18 protein-coding genes, 6 pseudogenes and 1 other annotated feature are annotated in these 23425 nt (G+C 40.9%); of the genes and pseudogenes, 2 read left to right on the top strand and 22 right to left on the bottom strand.

Translation table 11 applies throughout. The annotated features are described in order from the left end of the window. Positions 1 to 62 precede the first annotated feature (62 nt). The 13 genes and pseudogenes from ACVPON_RS03050 to ACVPON_RS02990 form a co-directional block, all read right to left on the bottom strand. On the bottom strand, positions 63 to 554 hold the full coding sequence (locus ACVPON_RS03050; protein WP_462876056.1) for a PTS sugar transporter subunit IIB: 492 nt from the start codon (positions 552 to 554) through the stop codon (positions 63 to 65). A 9-nt stretch (positions 555 to 563) separates the two neighbouring features. Further along, entirely contained in the window at positions 564 to 1754 is a 1191-nt protein-coding gene (locus tag ACVPON_RS03045) for a glycoside hydrolase family 88 protein (protein WP_462876054.1), read from the bottom strand. Between the two features lie 11 nt (positions 1755 to 1765). Beyond that, positions 1766 to 2200, bottom strand: a complete 435-nt coding sequence (locus ACVPON_RS03040) for a PTS sugar transporter subunit IIA (protein ID WP_462876052.1) — start codon at positions 2198 to 2200, stop codon at positions 1766 to 1768. Between the two features lie 344 nt (positions 2201 to 2544). Then, the gene (locus tag ACVPON_RS03035) at positions 2545 to 3186 is read right to left on the bottom strand and encodes a bifunctional 4-hydroxy-2-oxoglutarate aldolase/2-dehydro-3-deoxy-phosphogluconate aldolase (protein ID WP_462876050.1); all 642 of its coding nucleotides are present in this window, start codon (positions 3184 to 3186) and stop codon (positions 2545 to 2547) included. 10 nt (positions 3187 to 3196) lie between these two features. Next, positions 3197 to 4198 carry a sugar kinase gene (locus ACVPON_RS03030; protein WP_462876048.1) on the bottom strand — a complete coding sequence of 334 codons (1002 nt, stop codon included), beginning with the start codon at positions 4196 to 4198 and terminating at the stop codon, positions 3197 to 3199. A 15-nt stretch (positions 4199 to 4213) separates the two neighbouring features. Next, complete coding sequence (locus ACVPON_RS03025) at positions 4214 to 4855, bottom strand: RpiB/LacA/LacB family sugar-phosphate isomerase (RefSeq protein ID WP_462876046.1); 642 nt, start codon at positions 4853 to 4855, stop codon at positions 4214 to 4216. Between the two features lie 36 nt (positions 4856 to 4891). Beyond that, positions 4892 to 5707: a gluconate 5-dehydrogenase gene (locus tag ACVPON_RS03020; protein WP_462876044.1), complete on the bottom strand. Its 816-nt coding sequence runs from the start codon at positions 5705 to 5707 to the stop codon at positions 4892 to 4894. Positions 5708 to 6567: 860 nt separating this feature from the next. Beyond that, complete coding sequence (locus ACVPON_RS03015; RefSeq protein ID WP_462876042.1) at positions 6568 to 10695, bottom strand: endo-beta-N-acetylglucosaminidase; 4128 nt, start codon at positions 10693 to 10695, stop codon at positions 6568 to 6570. Between the two features lie 911 nt (positions 10696 to 11606). Continuing rightward, positions 11607 to 11858 (bottom strand): annotated as a pseudogene (locus ACVPON_RS03010) (helical hairpin domain-containing protein); the annotation flags it as partial. A gap of 98 nt (positions 11859 to 11956) precedes the next feature. Beyond that, positions 11957 to 12895, bottom strand: a pseudogene (locus ACVPON_RS03005) (UDP-glucose--hexose-1-phosphate uridylyltransferase); the annotation flags it as partial. Further along, a pseudogene (locus ACVPON_RS03000) lies at positions 12896 to 13195 on the bottom strand (DUF5966 family protein). Between the two features lie 13 nt (positions 13196 to 13208). Next, a pseudogene (locus ACVPON_RS02995) lies at positions 13209 to 13473 on the bottom strand (DUF5962 family protein). A 70-nt stretch (positions 13474 to 13543) separates the two neighbouring features. After that, positions 13544 to 13681, bottom strand: a pseudogene (locus tag ACVPON_RS02990) (helicase SNF2); the annotation flags it as partial. Between the two features lie 109 nt (positions 13682 to 13790). On the opposite strand from ACVPON_RS02990, the gene ACVPON_RS02985 reads away from it, so the two are divergent. Next, positions 13791 to 14381 carry a type IV toxin-antitoxin system AbiEi family antitoxin domain-containing protein gene (locus ACVPON_RS02985; RefSeq protein WP_462876040.1) on the top strand — a complete coding sequence of 197 codons (591 nt, stop codon included), beginning with the start codon at positions 13791 to 13793 and terminating at the stop codon, positions 14379 to 14381. After that, a pseudogene (locus ACVPON_RS02980) lies at positions 14378 to 15222 on the top strand (nucleotidyl transferase AbiEii/AbiGii toxin family protein). The gene ACVPON_RS02985 and the pseudogene ACVPON_RS02980 overlap by 4 nt, the downstream one beginning before the upstream one ends. Positions 15223 to 15383: 161 nt before the next feature. On the opposite strand, the gene rplL reads toward ACVPON_RS02980, so the two are convergent. The 9 genes from rplL to ACVPON_RS02935 form a co-directional block, all read right to left on the bottom strand. Beyond that, positions 15384 to 15752, bottom strand: coding sequence for a 50S ribosomal protein L7/L12 (gene rplL, locus ACVPON_RS02975; protein WP_462876038.1), 369 nt, complete (start codon positions 15750 to 15752; stop codon positions 15384 to 15386). A gap of 73 nt (positions 15753 to 15825) precedes the next feature. Continuing rightward, on the bottom strand, positions 15826 to 16326 hold the full coding sequence (gene rplJ / locus ACVPON_RS02970; protein WP_462876036.1) for a 50S ribosomal protein L10: 501 nt from the start codon (positions 16324 to 16326) through the stop codon (positions 15826 to 15828). Positions 16327 to 16363: 37 nt separating this feature from the next. After that, positions 16364 to 16491, bottom strand: a sequence feature (ribosomal protein L10 leader region). 80 nt (positions 16492 to 16571) lie between these two features. Continuing rightward, positions 16572 to 17159 carry a ribosome biogenesis GTP-binding protein YihA/YsxC gene (yihA, locus tag ACVPON_RS02965; protein WP_462876034.1) on the bottom strand — a complete coding sequence of 196 codons (588 nt, stop codon included), beginning with the start codon at positions 17157 to 17159 and terminating at the stop codon, positions 16572 to 16574. A gap of 9 nt (positions 17160 to 17168) precedes the next feature. Beyond that, the gene (clpX, locus tag ACVPON_RS02960; RefSeq protein ID WP_462876032.1) at positions 17169 to 18395 is read right to left on the bottom strand and encodes an ATP-dependent Clp protease ATP-binding subunit ClpX; all 1227 of its coding nucleotides are present in this window, start codon (positions 18393 to 18395) and stop codon (positions 17169 to 17171) included. Positions 18396 to 18416: 21 nt separating this feature from the next. Then, positions 18417 to 18587: a hypothetical protein gene (locus tag ACVPON_RS02955; protein WP_462876030.1), complete on the bottom strand. Its 171-nt coding sequence runs from the start codon at positions 18585 to 18587 to the stop codon at positions 18417 to 18419. Between the two features lie 2 nt (positions 18588 to 18589). After that, on the bottom strand, positions 18590 to 19102 hold the full coding sequence (locus tag ACVPON_RS02950) for a dihydrofolate reductase (RefSeq protein WP_462876028.1): 513 nt from the start codon (positions 19100 to 19102) through the stop codon (positions 18590 to 18592). Between the two features lie 118 nt (positions 19103 to 19220). Further along, on the bottom strand, positions 19221 to 20060 hold the full coding sequence (locus ACVPON_RS02945) for a thymidylate synthase (RefSeq protein WP_462876026.1): 840 nt from the start codon (positions 20058 to 20060) through the stop codon (positions 19221 to 19223). 684 nt (positions 20061 to 20744) lie between these two features. Then, on the bottom strand, positions 20745 to 22811 hold the full coding sequence (locus tag ACVPON_RS02940) for a bifunctional metallophosphatase/5'-nucleotidase (RefSeq protein WP_462876024.1): 2067 nt from the start codon (positions 22809 to 22811) through the stop codon (positions 20745 to 20747). A gap of 488 nt (positions 22812 to 23299) precedes the next feature. After that, the coding region (locus ACVPON_RS02935; RefSeq protein WP_462876122.1) for a transposase at positions 23300 to 23425 on the bottom strand (126 nt) is incomplete at its 5' end.

Here is a 23425-nt window from a genome sequence, read left to right as displayed (position 1 = left end):
GAACGATGACGAGCTGAAAATCGCCCCTTACGATGAAAGCACTGAACTGTGAATATAGGTTCTTAGATATAATCCAATACATTCACTTCGACTGCACCGTCATTGCCTGATGGTGTGGTCTTGGTATTAAAACGAACCTTATAGACATCGCTCAACTCTTTCACTGCTGCCTTATCTTCTGGACTGAAAAAGATAGATCGTGTAACTTGAACTTTGCCGGGTGCATTATGGATATTCCCGATATTTAATTCTGTAATCGGCACTCCCCCTTTAACCAAGGTCAAGGCATCTTGCAAATCTTTGATGACCAAGAAGATGGTCTGAGCAGGATTTGCCTTGTGGATGACGTCAATCACTTTTTGCAAAGAGAAGAAGCGCATCGCTACTGACTCTGGAATAACTGTCTTCATCAATGTCTGCTGAATCTTATCTTCGCTCACCTTGTCATTTGCTACAATAACTGTATTACAACCTAAAGATTTAACCCATAGTTGCCCCTGTCCGTGAATCAAGCGCTCATCAATACGAGCCATTACAATATTTGGTTTTGTCATCTTATCCTCCTACCAATACAATTCCCAATCTTTATAGAAACGAAGCAAGGCTTCTAAGTAATAATAATCTCCCCAGATATTCCCTTCATCTACCCCTTTTCCTGAATGCCAAGAGTAGACCCCGTGAAGCAGCAAGGGACGACCCGGTGCTAGGTCACGATTGGCATAGTTGTCAATCAGCGACCGTAACATCGTATGGATCGCATATTTATAAGTTTCCTTATCCTCATCAACTTCCGGTAAATATTTGAGCATTTCGTGGATACCACAGATCGCTACTGCTGTAGCTGAGGAATCACGTGCCTGGCCACTGCCATCGCTAAAAATCAAATCCCAATAAGAAACATAGTCCTCTGGTAAACGGTTAAGAAAGTAATTGGTCACTCCCTTAAACAAGTTGAAACAAGCAGGGTCTTTTACTTTGCGATAGGTCAAAGGAATCCCATAGATTCCCCAAGACTGCCCACGTGCCCAAGAAGAATCATCACTAAAGCCTTGACGTGTAACCCCTTTCAGCGCTTCTCCTGTTTCTGGATCAAAGTAGTAGGTATGAAAGGTCGAAGCATCGTTGCGAATAACCGTGTTCACCGAAGCATAAAAATGCTGAACTGCTACATCATAATAAGCCTGTTTCCCTGTCTGCTCATAAGCAAAGAAAAGTAGTTGTAAATTGAGCAAGCAATCAATAATCAAGCGATAATCTTCTGCCTTCCCCAGCTCTCCCCAAGCCTGAATAAAACCACCCTTTTCCTGATACCGTTCCATCAACTTATCCGCTGCTAAGAGCGAGGCTTCCAAGGCTTCCTTGCTACCTGTCCGTTTATAATCGGCTACTGTGGAGAGCGAATACAAAAAGCCCAAATCATGATGGTCTAATTCGATTCTCTTTTGAACACGTTCTAGAAAGGACTGGGTATTCATCTTTGCTAACGCTTTCATTTTCTCACTTGAAGAATACTCCTGCCCTAGCCAAAGCATGCCTGTCCAAAAACCATTCGTCCACTCCGTATTATCCATTTTAGGATAACGATTAGCAGCCGTAGCAGGGGTCGGAAATAAATCACCAAAATAATCACAGTTCATGACAAGTTGTTGAATCGCCAACTCTATTGCTGCTTCCACTTCTTTCTTACTCAAAAGAGGGGAACGTTTGAATTCTTCTGCTTTTGCAATGGGTTCAATCACAACTTCTTTTATCATAACTCCTCCTTTTAAATACCGTCTTCAAATACATCTTCATCTTGACAATCTTCTGCTAAAAGACTGACGGAATCGACAATCCCATCCTTGGCTGTAGTAATCAGTTTACTAGCTAATTGGTGGATATCAGCTGTCGCCCGAGCAAAATGAGCTTCCAGTAACATAGCAAGATTCAGACCTGAAAGGACTAGAACTGCCTGTTCAGACTGTTTAGTGGCTAATTCTACACTCACTTTGAAAGGAGTACCTCCTAATAAATCTGTTAAAATCAGCACTTCCTTCTCGTTTGATAGGGCTGATTGGATGTGCTCCTTTACTTCCTTAGCCGACATTCCTTCCACAAAATCAATCGCTTCAACTCTCTCTATGTCTCCTGCAATTAACTTTAATGAAGTCAGAATCCCGCTAGCAAAGCTTCCATGAGCAACGATGAGGATTTTAATCATAACTCTCTCTTTCTAACTTTACCGGTTTACTTACACTTTGTATTGTAGACTATTGAACATCACTTGTCAATAGCTTTTACAAAATTTGTGAGTATGTTAACAATGTTTTATTTCAAAAAAATAATCCTTCGTCTCAAACAGTGCAAACGTTTGAAATAGGATACCAAACAAGACTAAAGATAGCAAGCCCCTACCCCAATAGGGAAAATGGGGAAGAAGAAACAATCCCTAGCCAAGCAAGAATCACTTCCCCTTCTTCCTATCTGTACTCTCAATAAACCCTATCCAATCGTTTCTTGTCTTTATGGAAAAGGATAGGAGGTTGGTATTTTCTTTTGAGGGATTTAGTTCTGACTGTTTCTAGAACGGCTATATGCAGTCGCCAATTCTTGAATGGTATCAAACTCTCCCTTGGAAGCTAATTGGTTAAATTCCCCACCGATCCCAAGGGCGTCTGCTCCAGCAGTGAACCAATCTGCGATATTATCCAGTTTGACCCCTCCTGTCACCATGATAGAGACTTGAGGTAACGGAGCTTTGATGGCTCCAATATAGCCCAGTCCCAAAACGCTACCAGGAAATAGTTTGATCATTTCACATCCTGCTTCTAGAGCAGTTGTAATCTCCGTCAAGGTCATACAGCCCGGGAGGTATGGGACTGCATAAAGATGGCATATCTTTGCCACTTCCTTACTAAAAGATGGCGAAACAATGTAGGCAGCACCTGCCATAATCGCTTGCCGTGCGGTTACAGGATCTAGAACGGTTCCCGCTCCAATTAAAACGGACGGATTGCCTTGATAATAGGCCTTTAGTTCCGCAATAATGATGCCTGCATCTGGATTTGTATAGGCTACTTCTACAGCTGTAATCCCTCCTGCGATACAGGCTTGCGCCGTCTTAAAGCCAACTTCCTTATCATCTCCTCTAACGACTACAACCAGGCCTTGTGCTTTCAGTTCTGCAATCATTTGTGATGGTCTCATCTCTCCTCCTTTATCGTACAATATCATTTTTTCCGTCTAGTAGGGAGGCGATTTGGGGAGCGGACTGCCTCATTTGATCTCCCTCTACACTACATTTATAGGTCCCACTAGCAACTGCAAAATTCAAGATCGACGTTAAAGAGCTTCCCTCCAATAATTGGTACAATGCCCCTGCGACAAAGGCATCGCCACTGCCCACGCGCTGCAATACCTGTGTTTTCAATTCCTGTGAACAAGAAAATACATCGGCTAAGCCATAGGCCTTATAGAGATTTCTCCCCACTTCATCTGTTTGCCTCATTGTGTGGAAAATTGCCTGAAATCCATAAACTTCTTTTAAAGCCTGCATTCGTTCTTGTATCATCTGAACACTTGCTTTATCCCGTTCAAATAAGGTCCAATCTTCTGCATTCACCATAATAGGTTCTAGACCAAAGCAGTAATCTGCATAAGTCGCAAAGTCTGAAAAAATCTTTTTTGCTTCTTTGAGCCCAATCATCTTAGAGCGCCAGTTCAGATCCATTGAAATCGGAATCTGGCGGCATTTTGCCTCTTGTAGTAGCTGAATAAGCCAGGCTCTCACAGCTGAACCAACAGCCACCGTAATCCCACTAAAGTGAACCCATTCCACTTCTGAAAATAATGAATCCATCTGAACTTGATCAAGCTGAAGACATTCCAAGCTCGATTGGCCACGGTCATAGTAGACTTGACTAGGACGGCAACCAAAACCTGCTTCCATATAGTATAATCCCACGCGTTCTCCTTGGCGTTGGATACTGGAAGTATCGATTCCTTTTTCGTCTAAGAAACGTAAAAATCTATCGCCTAAAGAACCTTGGGGTAGAGCGGTCAAGAGTTTGGTAGCACGTCCAAAACCTTGAAGATTACAGGCGACATTGATTTCTGATCCCCCAAAAAATATCCGGCTTTCCACACCATCTGCCACTTCTTGATAGTTCGTTGGTGTAATGCGCAGTAAGGGTTCTCCAATCAGTAGAACCTTCTTCATACCTGCCCCTCTTTCTTAGCTTTCTAACACGGAAGTCAAATAGGCTGCAATGGATTCGTTCTGACAATTCGCAAAGAAGTACTCTTGGAAATGCTCACCTGAAATTGTCTCTTTCAAAAACTCCTGATCTATTTCCTGAAGAACAGTTCGCAAGTCTTTATAGGTGATCGCCTTCATTTCATTCAAAATACGGGCGTTTCGTTGCTCTGGAACGACGCGTTCACGTGGATAACCGCCACCCATCTCCTCTGCAAACAGACGCTCAAAAAGTAATTTGAGATTTAATTCAGCTCCCCAGCCGAATCCTTTTGCAAATGGGAGAGACAGGGCATTTCCTCCATTTATCTGTGAAAAAAGGTAGGCATCTGTAGGGTCTGCTGCAAAGCCACAGACTACTCCTGGGAAACTATTAGCCGCTAGCATAGCCCCTACTCCTGTGCCACATCCTGTAATGACAAAGTCTGCTGCTTTACTAACTAGAAGAATGGATGCCAATAAACCATTTTGGACATAGGTTAACTGACTTTCCCCCTCTTTGCCATACATTCCATAGTTAAAGACTTGATAGCCTTTGGCATCTGTTACTTCTTTCAGCGTTTCAAAAATGAGACTATTTTTAGTCGCTTGACTATTTTCATTGATCAGTGCAATTTTCATATCTATCCCTTATTCCTTTTCTATTCTTTCCTTGTCTTATGCTTCTGGCTGCTTCCCAATATAAGCTAAAATTCCCCCGTCTACATAGAGAATATGCCCATTCACGAAATTGCTTGCATCACTCGCTAAAAAGACTGCTGGCCCCATCAGATCCTCAGCTTCTCCCCAACGAGCTGCTGGTGTCTTCGCAATGATAAATTGATCGAAAGGATGACGGGAGCCATCTTCTTGAAGTTCCCGCAAGGGAGCTGTTTGGGGGGTGGCGATATAACCAGGACCAATCCCATTACATTGAATATTAGCCTCACCATATTCTGAAGCAATATTCTTTGTCAACATCTTAAGACCGCCCTTAGCTGCTGCATAAGCCGATACTGTTTCACGTCCCAACTCACTCATCATCGAGCAAATATTGATGATTTTACCGTGACCTTTTTTAATCATAGATGGAATAACTGCCTTAGAAACAATAAAAGGAGCATTCAGGTCAATATCAATTACTTGACGGAACTGACTTGCTGTCATTTCAAGCATAGGGGTTCTCCGAATGATACCTGCATTGTTCACTAAGATATCAATCACCCCAACTTCTAGCTCAATTTGAGCTACCATGGCTTGTATTCCCTCTTCATCTGTCACATCACAGACATAGCCGTGTGCCTCAATTCCTGCGCTCTTGTAAGCTGCTATCCCTTTATCAACCAAATCTTGATTGATATCGTTAAAAACAATTGTCGCCCCTGCTTTAGCATAGGCAGATGCGATGGCAAAGCCAATCCCATACGAAGCTCCTGTCACCAAAGCAATCTTTCCTTTTAGAGAAAACTGATCCAATGAAAACTCTTGATCCATACTCTTAACTCCTTTATATAGCGATTTGTAAAGCGTTTACAGGTTCATTATAATCTAGTAAACCGGTTTTGTCAATCATTTTTCTCATTTATTGCTTATTTTTTATCTCCATTCCCTTAAAATACAGATATATCACTACCCCTTTTAGTTAAAAGACTAGGATTAGAAAGACGACCGAGTTAGTGATTCTTAAATTTATAAAAGATTGGTAAACTTTTAACTTCTTGTTTACCTAATCTTAAGAAAGACACAGAGGGAGTCAGCATTGTAGTTATTTTGTTTACTTTTAGTACTAGGCAAGGAGCTGCAGGCTGCTTCAACAGTCTAATGACTGTTGAAGGTTGGAAATCATACTGACGATAGTCAGTAACAATCGTAGAGTAGGGCAAAGCGAGTTCCAATTATCTAGAAGATGATTAGAAGCTGGAAATAAGAAAACGTAGCTTCCGCAATCGTTGAAGTAATAAAAGATAAACGAAATGAGTATAGCTGTGGTTCCCTTTAGGTATGAACTAATACTCAATAAAAATCAACAGTAGACTAGCTTTCACAATTCAGAATTGTGAAAGGTTGGAAATGAGATTCGCACCGCTCATTTCCTTATAATCGAAGCCGAAGGTAGAACGATCCTTCACCAAGGCAAGTTGGCGAAGGATCCTTTTGATTTTTCAAGAGTATAAATGACAGATGGCTTGCGGGGCGCTATGCATCAAAAAAGCAAGAACACTCTAACATGTTCTTGCTTAGGCAACATCTCTTATAAAAAGCTGCTATTTCTAAAAATTGTCATCCCCACGGGCTAGACATTGGCAACTAAGGCAGGTAAAATCTAACGGTTAGGTTTCCCAAAAGCAACACTACTATTTGCTTTCTTTTTTTCGATGCTTCATTACAAAATAGTAGAGGGTGCCGATCACGGTTGCTATAAGGGCGAGTCCTGCTACAATTGGACCTGAATCGTTTTTACTTGCTGGTTTTGTTTCTTTAGTCCCAGCTTCCTTTATCGTATCAGGAGAAGATGTAGGCGTTTTTTCTTTCTTAGCTGCAGACGAAGAGCCTGGACTCTTCTCTACTTTCTTGCTCTTATTGTCAGAAGAGGAAATAGCCTTGGTCGCCTCATCTTTTTTCTCGACCTTGGTCTCTGACTTCGCTGCTTTTTCTGAAGAAGTCTGAGGGGAATGAGCAAGCCTTGTTTCCTGTTCTGGACTAACTGTCTGCCCTTGATGAACCACCTGTGTGACGACAGGAAGGCGGTGACGTCCTTGAATTGCTACACCTTGATCTTTTTCTACCTCTGGTGGTCGCACTGTAGATACTCCTTCTTCCTTATTGCTATCATCACCTGGAGGAGTGTCTGGACGTGGCTGAGGTGTTGGATTCTCCACCCTTGGTTGTGGCAAAACTTGCACCCGATACTGGGTACTTGCCCCTTTATAGCTAAGCGTAAGGACTTGCTCTCCAACCTGATTCTTATTATAGCCAGTGACCACGACACCCTCATCAGTCAAGGCATGCTCGTACGATTGATTATCTGCTGTCCAGACCTTAAACCTGCCATCTTCTAAAAACAAATCCTCCCCTAGCATATATGCTGCTTTAGGAAATCTTGTTACTTCCAGACCAACAACCTCTGTGGCTGGAAGGGCAGATTGCAAGACATAAACTGTCAAAGGTGAGGCTAATAGATGTCCTAGATACTGAACTGCCAAACGTTGCTCCCCATACTGATTGGTTGAAATAGGTTGGACGGTAACACCAGGATAAGTCAGCGGGATAATCTTATCAGCTTCACCACTATCGTAGGCTACTCGAAGGCTAGAGCCTGCCAAGGACAAGGCTTCTCCGGTTTGATAGACCCGTTTCATCACTGGTGTTTCCCAATTAACGGTCTTGATCTTCGTTTCTTCTTTCGGTACTAGCACTGCTAACAGATTACTCACATCCATATTCTCAGCCTGGGCTCTATAGTAGAGGACAGATGGACGCTTGTCAAAGGCAATGGGATCAAGGATAAGATTGCCTTTTTGATCTGTTCTTGCCACTGCAATTGGCTCACTAGCTTCATTCGAATCATAAACCCGAATCGTTGTATGAGCAGGAACATCTTTGAATCCAAGCTGAATATGGTTATTTCCCAAATCACGCGCAAGGGCATGGTTCATTGGGATATTTGGAGTTTCTGTATCAAGTTTCTCGTACATCTTCCAGTTGTAAATCCGAATCGCTTTCCACGGTGTTCCATTGTCAGCGACAATAACATGTAAACGCCATTCCTGAGCCGTGATTGGTTGATCAAGGAGGATGTCCGATGTATGAGCCTTATTCCCTCGAACAGCCTTTGCTAATTGCCATTCACCATTTTCATCCTTGTAATATAAGTCAAAATCCTTGGTATTCATCAAACCATCATTGACTGATTCTCCACCAGCACCAGCATGATCTACCACCCAACGGACAATCGTACGAGGCTGGGTCAATTTGATATCTACAGAGGCATTAGTATCTGAAATACACCATTTATCTGACAGACTGGTAATGGTGCCATTTAGCATGCTTTCTGGTCCTTCATTCCCACCATTTTGAGGATAGCTAGTCCCTGTCACTATCGCCCCTAATACTACATTGGGGGCTGCTTGTCTTGGCAGGGTCGTATCGCGAACCGTCAGTCCCCAATCAAAATCTGCAATTCCTGCTTCTGAACGAATCCCATTCTTGCCGACGGAGACAATCTTGAGACGCTGTGTAGTACCTGTATCTTGAGTGTCTCGGCTCAATTTTGGTATATAAATGGTCGTAGAAGATGATCCCGTTAGCAATTTCCATTCATTTCCAACTTCTGCATATACTTCATAATAATCTGCATCAGTATTTCCCTTAAACTGCAAAATAGCTTCAGCATCTTGGGCATTTTTAATCACTTTTGCTTTCACCCTTATCTCAGTTGGGATGGCAGGTGCTGTTTCGTTCTCTGCAATAGATAATTCCCCCAATTTGAAAGAATAATCTTCCACAGCTCTATCATATTCAAAAGCGAGCTTGATTCCATAGATGGTCTTACCTGTCAACTTGGCTAGATCAAAAACTTCTGTTTTCCATCCCCTACTATTTGCGGTTGATAGAGTATAAAATTCTACATTCTTATAGTCTGGTGTTGTTGCTAAACCAACTTTGACAATTGCTCCTTCTCCTCCTTGATAGGTTAGGCGCAGTTTAGAGGTGGCAGTAGGCTCCAATTTGGTTGAATACAACATTACATCTTGCTTAGTTGCTCGCTCAACCGTTCCCTTAAAAGCAAGTGAATTCCCACCATTATAGGCATCATCAAAATCATAATGAATATCTAAAGGTGTCCCATCAGTCGTCACCCACCACCGCCAGGTTGGTAATATACCTGAAACAGAACGATAGTTCCACTCAGAATCTTTGGACACTTTTCCATCTACAAACCACTTCTTCCCATGCCCTGTATTGAATGATGTATGGAAAGTCCGTCCGACAATCGGGGTCTTATCCGCAATCACATTAGCAATTCCATACCATTGTTTATCTGCTGGCTTATTCCCTGTTGGATTACCTTGATAGCCTGTCCAAAAAATATTTTCATTTTCATGGTAATCTTCACCTGTTTTCCCAAGGCTAGTAATGGTATCTGGAGAAAAGAGGCCCAAGGATAGACGAAGCTTTCCTGTATCCTTATCAATCAGAGCATCCCAGTTGATATTTGAATGATAAGAACCTCCTTGCTGTAATTCAAATCCAGCAAAGACATCAAATGGATTGAGACCAAGCGATTTCATATGCTCAACGGTCGTATCATTGGTGCCTTGTGACCAATTAAAGTTTGCAAATACCGTATCTGCAGGAGTTTTTCCATCTACAGGTTTGATATAGTAGTCATTAACATTACTGACACCATTCACATAGTGTCTACTACCAGAATTGGTCATAGAATCATACCAAGATACCTTGATTGGATGCCCAACTGACTCACCATATTCCTTGATATAAACCATAAAGTCACGAATTTTTTCTGGCAATTCAGACACTTTTTGCCCAGCAGTTTCTTGATTGATAAAATACCCATCGTAACCATAGTATTTGGCAAGATCTACTAATTTCCGAGCAACTGGAAAAGCACCACTCTCATCTTGTTGCATGGCTTCAGCAAGACGATCTTGATCCTCTTGACTACTAGACCAATTGAAGAAAAGACTACCGTAGATTGGCACACCATTTCTATGAGCAGCATCTATCACATCAGGGGTTGGAACAAGGCCATCCCAAAAGACCATAGAGTCTACATACTGCCAGTAATCAAAAGCGTAGGCCTTAAATTCTTCTCCTCCGACAGAAGCATGATTCTCTGCTTTAGAATTCATATTGGACAAGGCTTGAACCTTAGCTTCACTGCTTGCTTTTGGATTGATGATTTCCCCTTGATGTCGCTCTACTAGTGGAACAGAACCACGATTCAAAGCATCGTCTTCTCGAGCATCTGGTTGCCAGTTTAATAAATCCGCCCAACTATCAAACTTGACTTCCTTTGGTCTGAGTTGCGCTTCTTCTGGAAAAGGGAGCTCATCTTTAGGTATTTCTCCACTTTCTTCTACCGGTATTGAGGTAATAGCTTTATTCTCTGATTTTTCTGCTTCTACTGTCGCTGTTGATTCAGTTTCATTCTCTGTTTTCAGCGCTTCTTCTGATTCTGTGGATGCGGCTTTATTCTCTGCTCTTACAGGGGTAGATTGAAGAGCAGGTTCGACTTCATCAGCTACTGGATGTGCGCCTGCTATTTCTGCTTCATCTGCAGTTCTGGACTTTTCTTCTGCTGCAGCAACGACACTCGTATCTACACCTGTTTCTGCTACTTCTTCTGCAGAAACAACGGTTCCTCCCAAAAATGCCATTCCGATCATGACAGAGCAGGCCCCGACTGCTAGGGTCCGAATACTATGGAAACACTTTTTTTCTGAATGATTGTTTTTCATCTGTTTCTCCCTTTGCAAATGTTTATATCTTTATTATATGATCAATGCCACAAACTTCCCCTTATCTTTTGAAGATTAAATCTTTCCCCTCCTTTGCATTTCAAAAACCTTATAAGGTTGTCCTGACATATCGTTACTTCCTCATTCTATCTTCTTTAAAAACAAGAAGCAAGGCAATTTCCCATCTTCTAAAAAAACAAGCAAAACATATTGAAAAAGTAGAATAGTTGCTAATCCCCTAGCTTAGGATATGTGCTTAGGCTGGATGTGGCGCTTTCCCTAAGACTACAGATCAAAATACTGATGCTTCCTCATACATCATTCCTCAAAAAACAAACATAGACAAGCAGATACAATCACAGATACTTCCTTCTTTAAGAGAACAGGCTAGAACTTCCACTGCAGCTTTTACTCAGTACGACCAATTGACGCTGGAGCTATATAGTTGTTTCGTTTACTTTTATTACTAGGCAAGGAGCTGCAGGCTGCTTCAACAGTCTAATGACTGTTGAAGGTTGGAAATCATACTGACGATAGTCAGTAACAATCGTAGAGTACGGCAAAGCGAGTTCCAATCATCTAGCAGATGATTGGAAGTTGGAAATAGAGAAACATAGTTTCCACAATCGTTGAAGTAATAAAAGTTAAACTAAATGAGTATACTAGCCTATAGCAAGGCAAGGCTGACAAGGTTTGAAGAGTATTTCTTCTCTTTAAACTCCTCAAAAAGAGGGCACTTCTATTGTCCACTCTTACATTTTTATTCAAATAAATCCCCTGCCAAAATGTTGGCAGGGGGGTTGGCAGGAAACCAAATCAATTTATCCGTCTCTATCAATCGCTTATCGCTCTCAAAGACTGGTAAATAGGGATTCCGCAATCTAATGATGATGTAATTCTTATTTAAAAGTAACTTCTGTCACCTTGTTTAAGGGGACATTTTTCTTGTAATCTTGTCAAATCAACATCTAGCTGTGCAATTTCTTCAACCAATTCATCTTTCAATTCAAGAAAGGATTTATTTTGAGTGCATAGTGTCAACAAAAAATTGAAGAAATCAATTTTTTGTTGTAGGTTGTCTCATATAAGGAAGAGACTTGTTACTTGTTGACAAATATCAGTTGGCAGATCAAATCTCTTCCTTTCATGAAGCCATTCTTTTCTTATCTGAACTTACTGCCTTTTATTTCTTAGTGATTCCCATACCTGTCTGGGTTGTTGGAATGCCAGCTCCACCTAAAGTGTATCTCCTATTCTTCTACTAAATGGCCTCGACAAAGCGTCGAAAACCTGCCTGACCTGCTACATCTCGTTTGTAGACGCCAGCATCTTCCAGCACTCGGACAAAGACTTGACCAACAGCCTCTTGAACAATCCCTATCACGGTCTCCGCTGTCACCTCTGGATGGACTGCTTTGAGTTTTTCTGCCCAAGGCAGGTGATAATCTGCGACTTGATGGTCTTGTCCCAGCAAGTACTTTTCAACTTCCATCAGCTCTGTTTTCAAGCGGGGTGGCAGGATGGCCAGCCCCATGACCTCGATGAGACCAATGTTTTCTTTCTTAATGTGTTGAACATCTGGATGTGGGTGGTAAATCCCGTCTGGGTATTGTGCGGACGTATGATTGTCACGGAGAACAATGTCCAACTCAAAGAGGTCACCACGTTTTCTGGCAATAGGGGTTACGGTGTGGTGAGGGGTATCCCCTGTAAAGGCCAAGATGTCCAACTCTGGATCAGAATAGCTAGACCAGACCAGACGAATTTTATCTGCCAAGTCCACCAAGCGGTCCTTGTCCACTCCTGTCAAGCGGATAACGGACATGGGCCACTTGACGATACCAGCTGAGATGTCCTCATAGCCAGCAAAGGTAAACTGGCTCTCCAGCTCTGCTATTTCCATAGGGAAGGTATGACGGCCTCCCTGGTAGTGGTTGTGGGTCAAGATGGATCCGCCGACAATAGGCAGGTCAGAGTTAGAACCTACAAAGTAGCCCGGGAAGGTATCCACCAGATCAAGGAGTTGCTCAAAGGTCTGGCGGGTAATCACCATAGACACATGCTGGGTGTTGAGGAAGATGCAGTGCTCGTTAAAATAAGCATAAGGCGAGTACTGGAAGCCCCACTCCTCCTCTCCCAAATCCATACGGATAATCCGGTGATTGGCACGAGCTGGGTAATCCAGACGGCCTTGGTAGCCCTATTTGTATACTGTACTTCTACTTCTCACAATATTGGTCATAAGTTCAAGTACAAGCAAAAAATTAAGTGCAATAAAAAATCCTATAAAAGTCCAAATACCATTAGTTGCTCAATCATCGGTATAGAGATTTTGTTCTGTGAAGAAGAGGTACATTCCATAGATTTCTATAAAGACTAAGCCACTGATGAATTCGATGAAAAACAAGCCATCTAAAACTTTCACGCTCTGATAAAAGGCAAGCAAAATCAGTCCTATTGCGGCAGTAATCAAAAAGCTTGGCACAATTTGTTCCAACATCATTCAAGGACAACTACTTACGGTAATAGTTAGCTTGTTCTTTGTATAGTTCATCTACTTTGGCAACCAAATCAAGGGGCTGGAAAGTCATTCTCACGACTTGTAATGATGGTCTCTAATTGACTTGTGATTTCTTCTTTTGAAAAGCTATACTCAAGATTTTCATCTTCATACTGTTCTTTTAAGGCTTGATGGTTGGCTCGATCTTCGGAGCTTGTAAAACCTTGTGCCAACCATTCTTCTAATTGAAGATACATTTCTTCTAGTGTTTGGGGCATGGTCTATTCTCCTTTTGTGATTTCTTGACTTCATTTTACCGCGTTCAATATTATTTGTCAGCCTTTTTTCTTATATCTCGAGTGCTATTTGTTGCTTCATTTGAGGTGTTGTGTCTTCACTAAACTTAGCCAAAGCCGCATCTATCTCCTCAACCTCCGCTTCTTTTTCAACTAATAGAGCCAAAACACCATACTTAGCCGTTACAAGCTAATAATTCTCTTCCTTCAGCACAATCAGTGAGGGAAAACAAAATGTTGCTTTTACACAACAAATATTGTAAAATTGTAGTATAAACGCAACAAAAAAAGGAGTAAACATGTCAAAAAAAGAAATTCTACTCGAATTTATAAAAAACAACAATGGCATTATCACCTATAAAGATTGTATAGCACTAGATATTCCAACAATATATTTGACAAGACTAGAGAAAGCAGGGATTCTCTTCCGAGTTGAGAAAGGAATTTTCCTAACCCCAGACGGAGACTACGACGAATACTACTTCTTTCAGTACCGTTATCCCAAAGCTATTTTCTCTTATATTTCGGCACTGTATCTGCAACAGTTTACAGATGAAATTCCACAATATTTTGACGTAACAATTCCTAGAGGCTACCGTTTTAATACTCCTCCAGCTAATTTGAATATTCATTCCGTTTCTAAAGAATACAGCGAGTTAGGAATGACTACTGTAGCTACTCCTATGGGAAACAGAGTAAGGGTGTATGATTTTGAACGTATTGTTTGTGATTTTGTGATACATAGAGAAAAAATTGATTCTGAACTCTTTGTCAAAACACTTCAATCTTATGGGAACTATCCCAAAAAAAATATTGCAAAACTCCATGAATATGCTAGAAAAATGAATGCTTTAGAAAGAGTTAAACAAACTCTGGAGGTCCTAATATGAATAAAGCTAAATTAACAGCACTCTGTCATAAAATATCAAAAAATACTGGATTAACCTTTAATTCCGTTATGACCTATTACTTTCTAGAAGTGATTTTGAAAAAATTAAGTCAAAGTCCCTATTCAAATCACTATATTTTCAAAGGAGGATTCCTACTTTCAAATGTCATCGGAGTTGAGTCTCGTAGCACTGTTGATATTGACTTTTTGTTCCATCAAATAAGGCTCTCGAAAGAAACTGTTAAACAGCAACTTAAAGAAATTTTAGCAGATTTAGAAGAAGGTATTTCTTTCACAATTCAATCTATCACAGCTATTAAAGAAAGTGATGATTATGGAGGCTATCGTGCAACCATTTTGTGCCAACTTGAGAATATTAAACAAATTATCCATTTAGATATTGCGACAGGTGATGTTGTAACTCCACAGCCGATTACATATGACTACAAAGCTATTTTTAATGAAGACACATTTCCAATCATTGCATATACGATTGAAACAATTTTAGCTGAGAAACTCCAAACCATCTATTCACGAAATTTCTTGAACAGCAGAAGCAAAGACTTTTACGATGTTTATATTCTTTCAAAATTGAAGAAAAAGATATTGATTTCATTCAGTTAAAAAATGCTTGTCAAAGAACTTTTTCCTATCGCGAAACTGACCTTGATTTCAATAAAATTATTGAACTACTTGCTAGATTCAAATCTGACCCTATTCAGAATCAACAATGGCAAAATTATTCGAAAAAATATAGCTATACAAAGGGGATTCCACTTGTAGATGTACTTGATGAGATGATTAGTCTCATCACAATTATGATTTCTACAGATTCTGATTAAAATCTTTACGTGCTATGAAAATTTATTAAAACAAAACCCCTGCCAAGATTTTGGCAGGGGTTTTGGCAGGAAACCAAATCAATTTATCAGTTTCTTTCAATCGCTTATCGCTCTCAAAGACTGGTAAATAGGGATTCCGCAATTTAATGATGATGTAATTCTTATTTAAGAGTAACTGAAGCTCCAGCTTCTTCCAATTTAGCTTTGATTTCTTCAGCTTCTGCAGTTGCAACACCTTCTTTAACCACTGCAGGTGCTCCATCAACAAGTTCTTTTGCTTCTTTAAGACCAAGACCTGTGATTTCACGTACAACTTTGATAACGCCAACTTTTTTATCACCAGCAGATGTCAATTCAACGTCGAATGAATCCTTAGCAGCAGCTGCATCAGCAGCACCAGCTGCAGCAACAGCTACAGGAGCAGCTGCAGTTACACCAAATTCTTCTTCGATCGCTTTTACAAGGTCGTTAAGCTCAAGGATTGAAGCTTCTTTAATTTCAGCAATAATGTTTTCAATGTTCAATGCCATTGTTATTTCCTCCAAATAGTTTTGTTTTTAATGAATAATAGATAGATGTAGCCCTAGGCTACCTACTGACGCATTAAGCAGCGTCTTCTTTGCTTTCTGCAACAGCTTTAACAGCGTATGCAACGTTGCGAACTGGCGCTTGAAGTACAGATAAAAGCATAGAAAGCATACCTTCTCTGTTTGGCAATGCTGCAAGGGCTTGGATTTCCTCTTTTGAAGAAACTTTACCTTCAATCGCACCACCTTTGATTTCAAGAGCTTCAGCATTTTTAGCAAAATCATTCAAGATTTTCGCTGGCGCAATAACATCTTCGTTTGAAAATGCAACTGCTGATGGACCAACAAAAATAGATGCTAGTTCTTCAAGACCAGCTTTCTCAGCTGCCCGACGCAAGATTGAGTTTTTAATCACTTTATACTCAACTTCGCTTCCACGAAGATCACGACGAAGAACTGTATCTTGCTCAACTGTCAAACCACGTGCGTCTACAACTACGATAGATGCAGCAGCTTTCATCTTCTCAGCAACTTGATCAACCAATTCTGCTTTTTTAGCGATAATAGCTTCACTCATTAGTGTTTTACCTCCGTTATTATTTTGGGTTCGAGCTCGTCTCCATAAAAAAACGTGCCAAACCTAGACACGAAAGTACAAATACGTTTCTATCCGTTTTGTGCCTCGGTAGGATCTTTATGAGTTGAACTCCCCTACTGTCTTAGGTCAGTTTTTTCAAACCTTTCTCATACTATCATACTTTCTAGTATTTTGCAAGAATTTTACCTAAAAATAAGAAAAAATGTAGTCAAAACCTACATTTTTTATATTTTACTCAAAATACTAGCCCAAGCATGGTCAAATCCATGTCTGGTCTCAGATGAAAAGATGACAAACTGGTCATTTTTGTCAAAGTTCAATTTTTTCTTAATCATGGATTCATGCTTATTCCATTTCCCTCTTGGAATCTTATCCGCCTTTGTCGCCACAAGGATCACTGGAATTTCATAATATTTCAAAAACTCGTACATTTGGACATCATCAGCTGATGGTTCATGGCGCATATCGACGAGACTGACCACTGCTCGTAGGTTCGTGCGACTGGTCAAATATTCCTCAATCATCTTGCCCCACTTGGCACGTTCTGCCTTTGAAACTCTGGCATATCCATAGCCTGGCACATCAACAAAGCGAATCTTATCATCGATATTATAAAAATTCAGTTGTTGCGTTTTTCCAGGCTTACTAGAAGTTCGTGCTAGATTTTTACGCCCGAGAAGAGTATTGATAAAGGAGGACTTTCCGACATTGGAGCGCCCTGCCAGAGCAATTTCTGGCATCTCATCTTGTGGATATTGAGCCTTAGAAACTGCACTCAAAACGATTTCTGCATTATTTGTGTTGATTTCCATCTCGTCTCCTCATGCAGTCTCTAAGATTGGTTGAGCCTTTCCACCTACTGCTTCTTTCGTAATTCGTACACGTCTGACATCATCTTGGCTTGGTACTTCAAACATGATGTCAAGCATAGTTTCCTCGATAATCGAGCGAAGCCCGCGTGCCCCTGTCTTACATTCAATTGCTCGTTTAGCAATCTCTTCAAGGGCTTCCTTTTCAAATTCCAATTCTACACCATCATAGGAAAGCAAGGTTTGGTATTGCTTTACAAGGGCATTTTTCGGCTCTGTCAAGATGCGAATCAAATCTTCTGTCGTCAGCGGATCAAGGGCGGTAAAGACAGGCAAGCGACCGATCAATTCTGGAATAATACCAAATTTTTGAATATCATCTGCAATGATATGTTGCATATAGGATTCTTTTTCATCAATAGCCCGGTTGTTATGACCGAAACCGATCATTTTCTCCCCCATGCGCTGCTTCACAATTTCTTCAATACCGTCAAAAGCTCCTCCTACAATGAAAAGAATATTTTTGGTATCAAGCTGAATAAGTTCTTGTTGCGGATGTTTCCGACCACCTTGTGGTGGAACGCTAGCCACAGTTCCTTCGATAATTTTTAGAAGAGCCTGTTGCACGCCTTCTCCTGAAACATCACGGGTAATAGAAACATTCTCCCCTTTTTTAGCAATTTTATCAATCTCATCTACATAAATGATTCCCCGCTCAGCACGATCCACATTAAAATCAGCTGCTTGGAGCAACTTCAAGAGGATATTCTCAACGTCCTCTCCCACATATCCTGCCTCTGTCAGGGCTGTTGCATCAGCTATAGCAAAGGGTACATTGAGACTTTTCGCCAAGGTTTGAGCAAGGAAGGTCTTACCTGAGCCTGTCGGACCGATCATGAGAATGTTCGATTTTTGCAAATCGACATCATTTTCTTCTCGACTGTCTTGGAAATTGATCCGTTTGTAGTGATTGTAAACAGCTACTGCTAAGGCACGTTTAGCACGGTCTTGCCCAATGACATAGTGGTTTAAAATCGTCAGTAATTCCTGCGGCTTTGGGGTCTCAGCCAGATCGATCAAGACTTCTTCTGCTAATTCTTCACGGATAATTTCTTGGGCTAATTCCACACATTCATTACAGATAAATACGTTATTTCCTGCTATGATTTTCTTTACTTCTTCTTGGTTCTTTCCACAAAATGAGCAATAGATAAGCTCTGTTGGATGATGTACTGTCATTATTTCTTGTCCTTATTTCTATTAAAATAATACGCCATAAAAGGCATGGATACTATTGACCAAGTTGGTCACCGCATTTAAGAGAAAGAGAAGGGCTAATCCATATCGTTTTTTATGGAAGGCCTGAATGGAACAAAGCATACAGATTGCACATAAAATTGCAGTAAATAAACCAAATAAACTTTTCTGCATGCCTATTTCTCTTTTCTTTTTAAAATTCTGACGGTAAAATCAACAGGATTTTCTGCATCCCGTCTGTGCATGGTCGCACTGATTTCTTCAAATACAGACAAATCAAAAGTCTTGGGGAAATAAGTATCCCCTTCAAATCTACTATGAATGTCTGTTTTGACAATTTCATCTATCGAAGTCTCAAAGGCTGTAAAAACCTGACCTCCTCCAATAACGTAAAGGTTCCGATCCTGCTGATGATACCAGTCTAGGACTTCCTCTACGCTATGCAAAACAACCGCACGGTCATGTTCCACCTGGTAATCTTGGTCATGGGTTAGGATAATAGAGATACGATTGGGAAGCACGCGCTTGCCCATCCCCTCAAAGGTTGTACGTCCCATGACCATTGCATGACCTGTAGTCGTCTGCTTAAAATGCTCTAAATCTGCTTTCAATGACCAAGGAAGACCACCTTCTTTACCAATCAAACCTTGCTCATCTTGTGCCCAAATAGCTGAAATCTTCTTTGTCATTGCCTCTTCCTTTCCGCTTTTCCTTTGACTTTTATTCTATCAAAATTCACCACAAAACGCAGAGACTAGGCATCGCCTAGTACCCTCATTTGTTATTTTATTTTTAGATATGTGCCTGTTAAATCGCTAAATCAAATTTCAGTTGCGGTTTTACTGGGGTATAGTCAATCAATTCAAAATCCTCTGGCTTGATGTCATAGAAATTGGTTCCATCTGCTACATTTAAGGTCAGTTTGGGCTGGCATTCACTTGGCTCACGGCGTAGGAGTTCTTCTGCTTGTTCAAATTGATTGTCATAGATGTGCAGATTATTGATAAAATAAAAGAATTTTCCAACTTTCCAGCCGAAGTGTTTGGCAATCATCATCTGGAGCGCCACATACTGCATGGCGTTAATGTGATGAGCTACTAGCATGTCATTGCTCCGCTGGATAAGAGTCGCATCGAGATACATCTCCCCGTCCACTAGTCTCACATCAAACATGGTCTGAAAGGCACATGGTAGGAGACCGTCTGTCTCCTCAAAAGCCTCATAATCCCACAGCGAGATGAGATTGCGACGATTCCAGGGATTGGTCTCTAATTGCTTCAAAAGCTTGTCCATAATCTGGTGCTTTTTGACAATCGCCCCATAACGCTCACCAATCGTGCCTGTAGAGCCTACCTCCCAATCATTCCAATAAGTCACCCCGTACTTGTCATTTAAGACTTCAAGGCTATTGGTCTGGTCTTGGTAAATCCAGCAAACTTCCTTGATAGCTGACTTGATTGGAATGGGGCGCAGGGTAGTAATAGGAAACTCCCCTTTGGATAAATCGTACTCAGCAAAAGCGCCTGTGATGTATTTAGAATTGGCGATTCTTCCATCTTTATAGCGCGGACGGGCATTTTCTGAAAAGACGCCCTCATTCATAATTTTTTGGATGTTCTCTTTAAAAATGATATCTGCTTTTGTCATGTCTTTAGTATACCATTCTTTTGACCATTTGTCTGACTTCTAGTATGTTTCCTGTCTCAATCGTATCCTAAACAAACTAGCCCAATCTCTCTAGGTCTCTAGCCTATATTCCCCTAAACGCTACGCGAAAAAGACCCTGGCAGAGAAGGATTAAAATACAGTCTTATATAATCTTTTAGACTATATCTTAGAATGAAACCAAAGTCAAACTAAAATGATAGAAAAAGATACATTTTCCTAGCTCCAGATGAGTAACTGAAAAAGGATCCTTAGATGGAAGCACTGATACTCAAAGAAACTCAAAAAGCAAACGAGAAAGTTAGCCGAAGGTTACTGCTATAGTCCTGTGGATAATCGCAGGTGGAAAATAGAGCTTATACTCTTTAAAAATCAAAAGGATACTTCGTCAACTTGCCTTGGTGAACACTCGTTCTACCTTCGGCTTCGATTATAAGGAAATGAGCGGTGCTACTCTCATTTCCAACCTTTCACAATTCTGAATTGTGAAAGCTAGTCTACTTTTGATTTTTATTGAGTATTACAAAGCAAATGACCATCGTAGCCTACGGCAAGGCGACACTGACGAAATTTGAAGAGATTTTCAAAGAGTATGAATTGTGAATATAGGTTCTAAATATAAAGACCAGAGAGGATGAATTTGTCCTCTCTAGTCTGATTCAGTTTTTATTCATTGCAAGATGCTGAGAGGCTATCTGCTATTTTTCTACTTTTCCGGACACCAACTGCACCTAGCAAGCTAGTCAAACCAAGTAAAGTCAAGAAACCTGTACTTGCTATATCACCAGTATCCGGAAGTGTTTGCTTAGCAACAGGGGCTTCAACTGATTTCACTATCGTTGGTCTAGTTTCTCCCTCTTTCTCATCTCTTACTTGATAGGGTGTCTTCTTATTTTGAGACAATAGACCTACCGTAGGGGCCTGATTTGGTAGTCTTGTACCACCTACTGTACCTGGATTTTCATTGGGCACAGGAGTAGGCTCACCAGGCATTATTTCTGCCTCTGATTTCTTCACATAGGTCTTTTTACCACCAACCATTGCCGATACTTTCTGTCCAGCTTTTTCGATATCCGTTAGGTATTCTACAAAGACCTCTGTATCTGGATTGATTGCACCAATCAGGGTCGCCTTGCGGAACTCAGAAAAACCATCGCCTCCACCAAATAGGAAGTCATTGATGACAACCGTATAGATTTTTTCTGGATCTAGCTTATTTCCTGCCTCATCATAGACATCCACTACCTGAAAGGGATTTTCTGGTGTCGCATGTTCTGCGTCTGTATAGGTATAGCTAAGACCTGCCACTTGAAGGAAATATCTTTCTTCCTCATCATATTGTTGATTGAGAACAGTATAAATCTGCTTACCAGTCATCTGAACGATTTGCAAGATGTTCCCAAATGGCTGTACGGCTTGTGCAGCTCCCCATGTAATCGTACCATCTTCTTTGACGAGCAGGTCTGCCCGGATACCACCGTTATTGGTCATGGCAAAATCTACCTTGTAGCCTGCCTTACGGGCAATAGCCAGCTGACCTGCAGTAATCAAGTTCCCGACAGCACTCTCTTTTGCATCATTGACATCACGTGTAATCGTTTCTCCACTGACTGCCGTACTGATTTTAGCATCTGTGACCGTTTTTACAATACGGTTTGCTTCGTCAACAATGGCTTGAATTGATGCTTTCGGTTGCTTGACCTTTGGTGCTACTGCAGTTACTGTTGCAGTTGGTACAGTCACAAAATCCTTTGTCACTGTATCCAATACTCCACGAACATCTGCATACGCTTTTCCTTGAGAAGTCGCTTGCACAATGAGCGTATCTGGATCAGCTAAACCATTTGTATAGACATGGTTATGCCCTGCAAAGACGACGTCGACGCTATTTTCAGGATAAATAGTATTTAATTTATCAATCATCTTTTTAGCATCACCAAAGGCCTGTCCGTCCTTGCTAGTAGACGGTACATGGGCTAGGACAACTAGCGCACGAATCCCTTGATTTTGAAGTGCTTTCGCATATTTGGCAATACTTTCTGCCTCATCAAGAAACTCATACTGTTCATAATGTTTCCGAAGGACAAGGTTTGGAATTTCAGTTGTTACCACACCGATAAAGCCGACTTGAACTTCTTCATTAGATGGCGTTACAATCTTCTTCACAGCATAAGGCTTCCACCCAAAGGGGATTTCTCCCGTAGACTTATCCACTACATTTGCAATAACAATCTCTTGTTTAGCAGGCTCACGTTCGTATTCATCCACAATCTTATGGAAGGTCCCTTCAGCTGGCGCTTCCCCTTCCATAATTCGGTCATATTCCGCTAATCCCTCATCAAATTCATGGTTTCCAAGTGTCCCATACTCGAAGTTCATCTCATTGAACACTTTGACTGTCGGCTCATCTTGGAGGAGACCTGAGTTGGCTGGACTTGCACCAACCATATCACCAGCCTGTACACGAATACTTTCGCTATGCTTATCACTATTTTCTTCCTTAAATTCGCTTTCTGCATCATCAAGGTAGGTTCCTAACAAAGCAGCCGTCCCAGCACCAGATACTTTCCCCTCAGGCATGTAGGCACTTCCCGTCGCATCCAAAGCACCATGGAAATCATTCACTCCCAGAATTTGGACTGCAACTTCCTCTGCGCTCGCATGAGCTGCCCATACACCATAGGTTGCTACCAAGGTAAGTACACTACTTTTTAACCAAAAACGTTTCTTCATATCTTCTCCTCATATTTGATTTATGAACATCTACTACTCTACTATTTTTCTTCATTTTAGACAAATTTTTAATCCAAACAAATTATGAAAACGGATAATAAACGAACCAAATACACACCTCTTCCCATTTTCTATCGGATATAGGTTTTTGTACGTATCATTGAACTGAATTCAGACTAAGACTGTCTACAAAAGATAGGCAACGAAAGGTGCTCCTTTTAGGCTAGGGATAGACTGTTGGTGAACACTTGTGGGGCTGGAAAAAAGAGGACAGAAAACGATACACGTTTTCAAAGTCCTCGATCACTAGCTCAAGCGCCAACAGCACCACAGAGTTCGTTTGCTCATTAAGAATGTTCATCCAAAATAAAGGAAAAATAGTAATCATTATCATTATTTTTGATGTACTTATAAATATATTCCCTAGCCTTATCTATAGATAAGACAGAATCTAAAGAAGTATTACCTCGATTATATAGTCATTTAGTTTATAAACAGAATTCCAAAGCTTCCCACACAGAGACCTTTTTTCTTAGTAATTCTCTCACTTTCTCCTTTAAATTAGCCCAGGTTTGCTCAATAGGGTTCAATTCTGGAGAATAAGCAGGAAGTGG

It is taken from the genome of Streptococcus sp. 1F3 (genome assembly GCF_054968985.1).
Note: the sequence above shows the minus strand (reverse complement) of the source record. Positions and strands in the feature narration are given on the sequence as shown.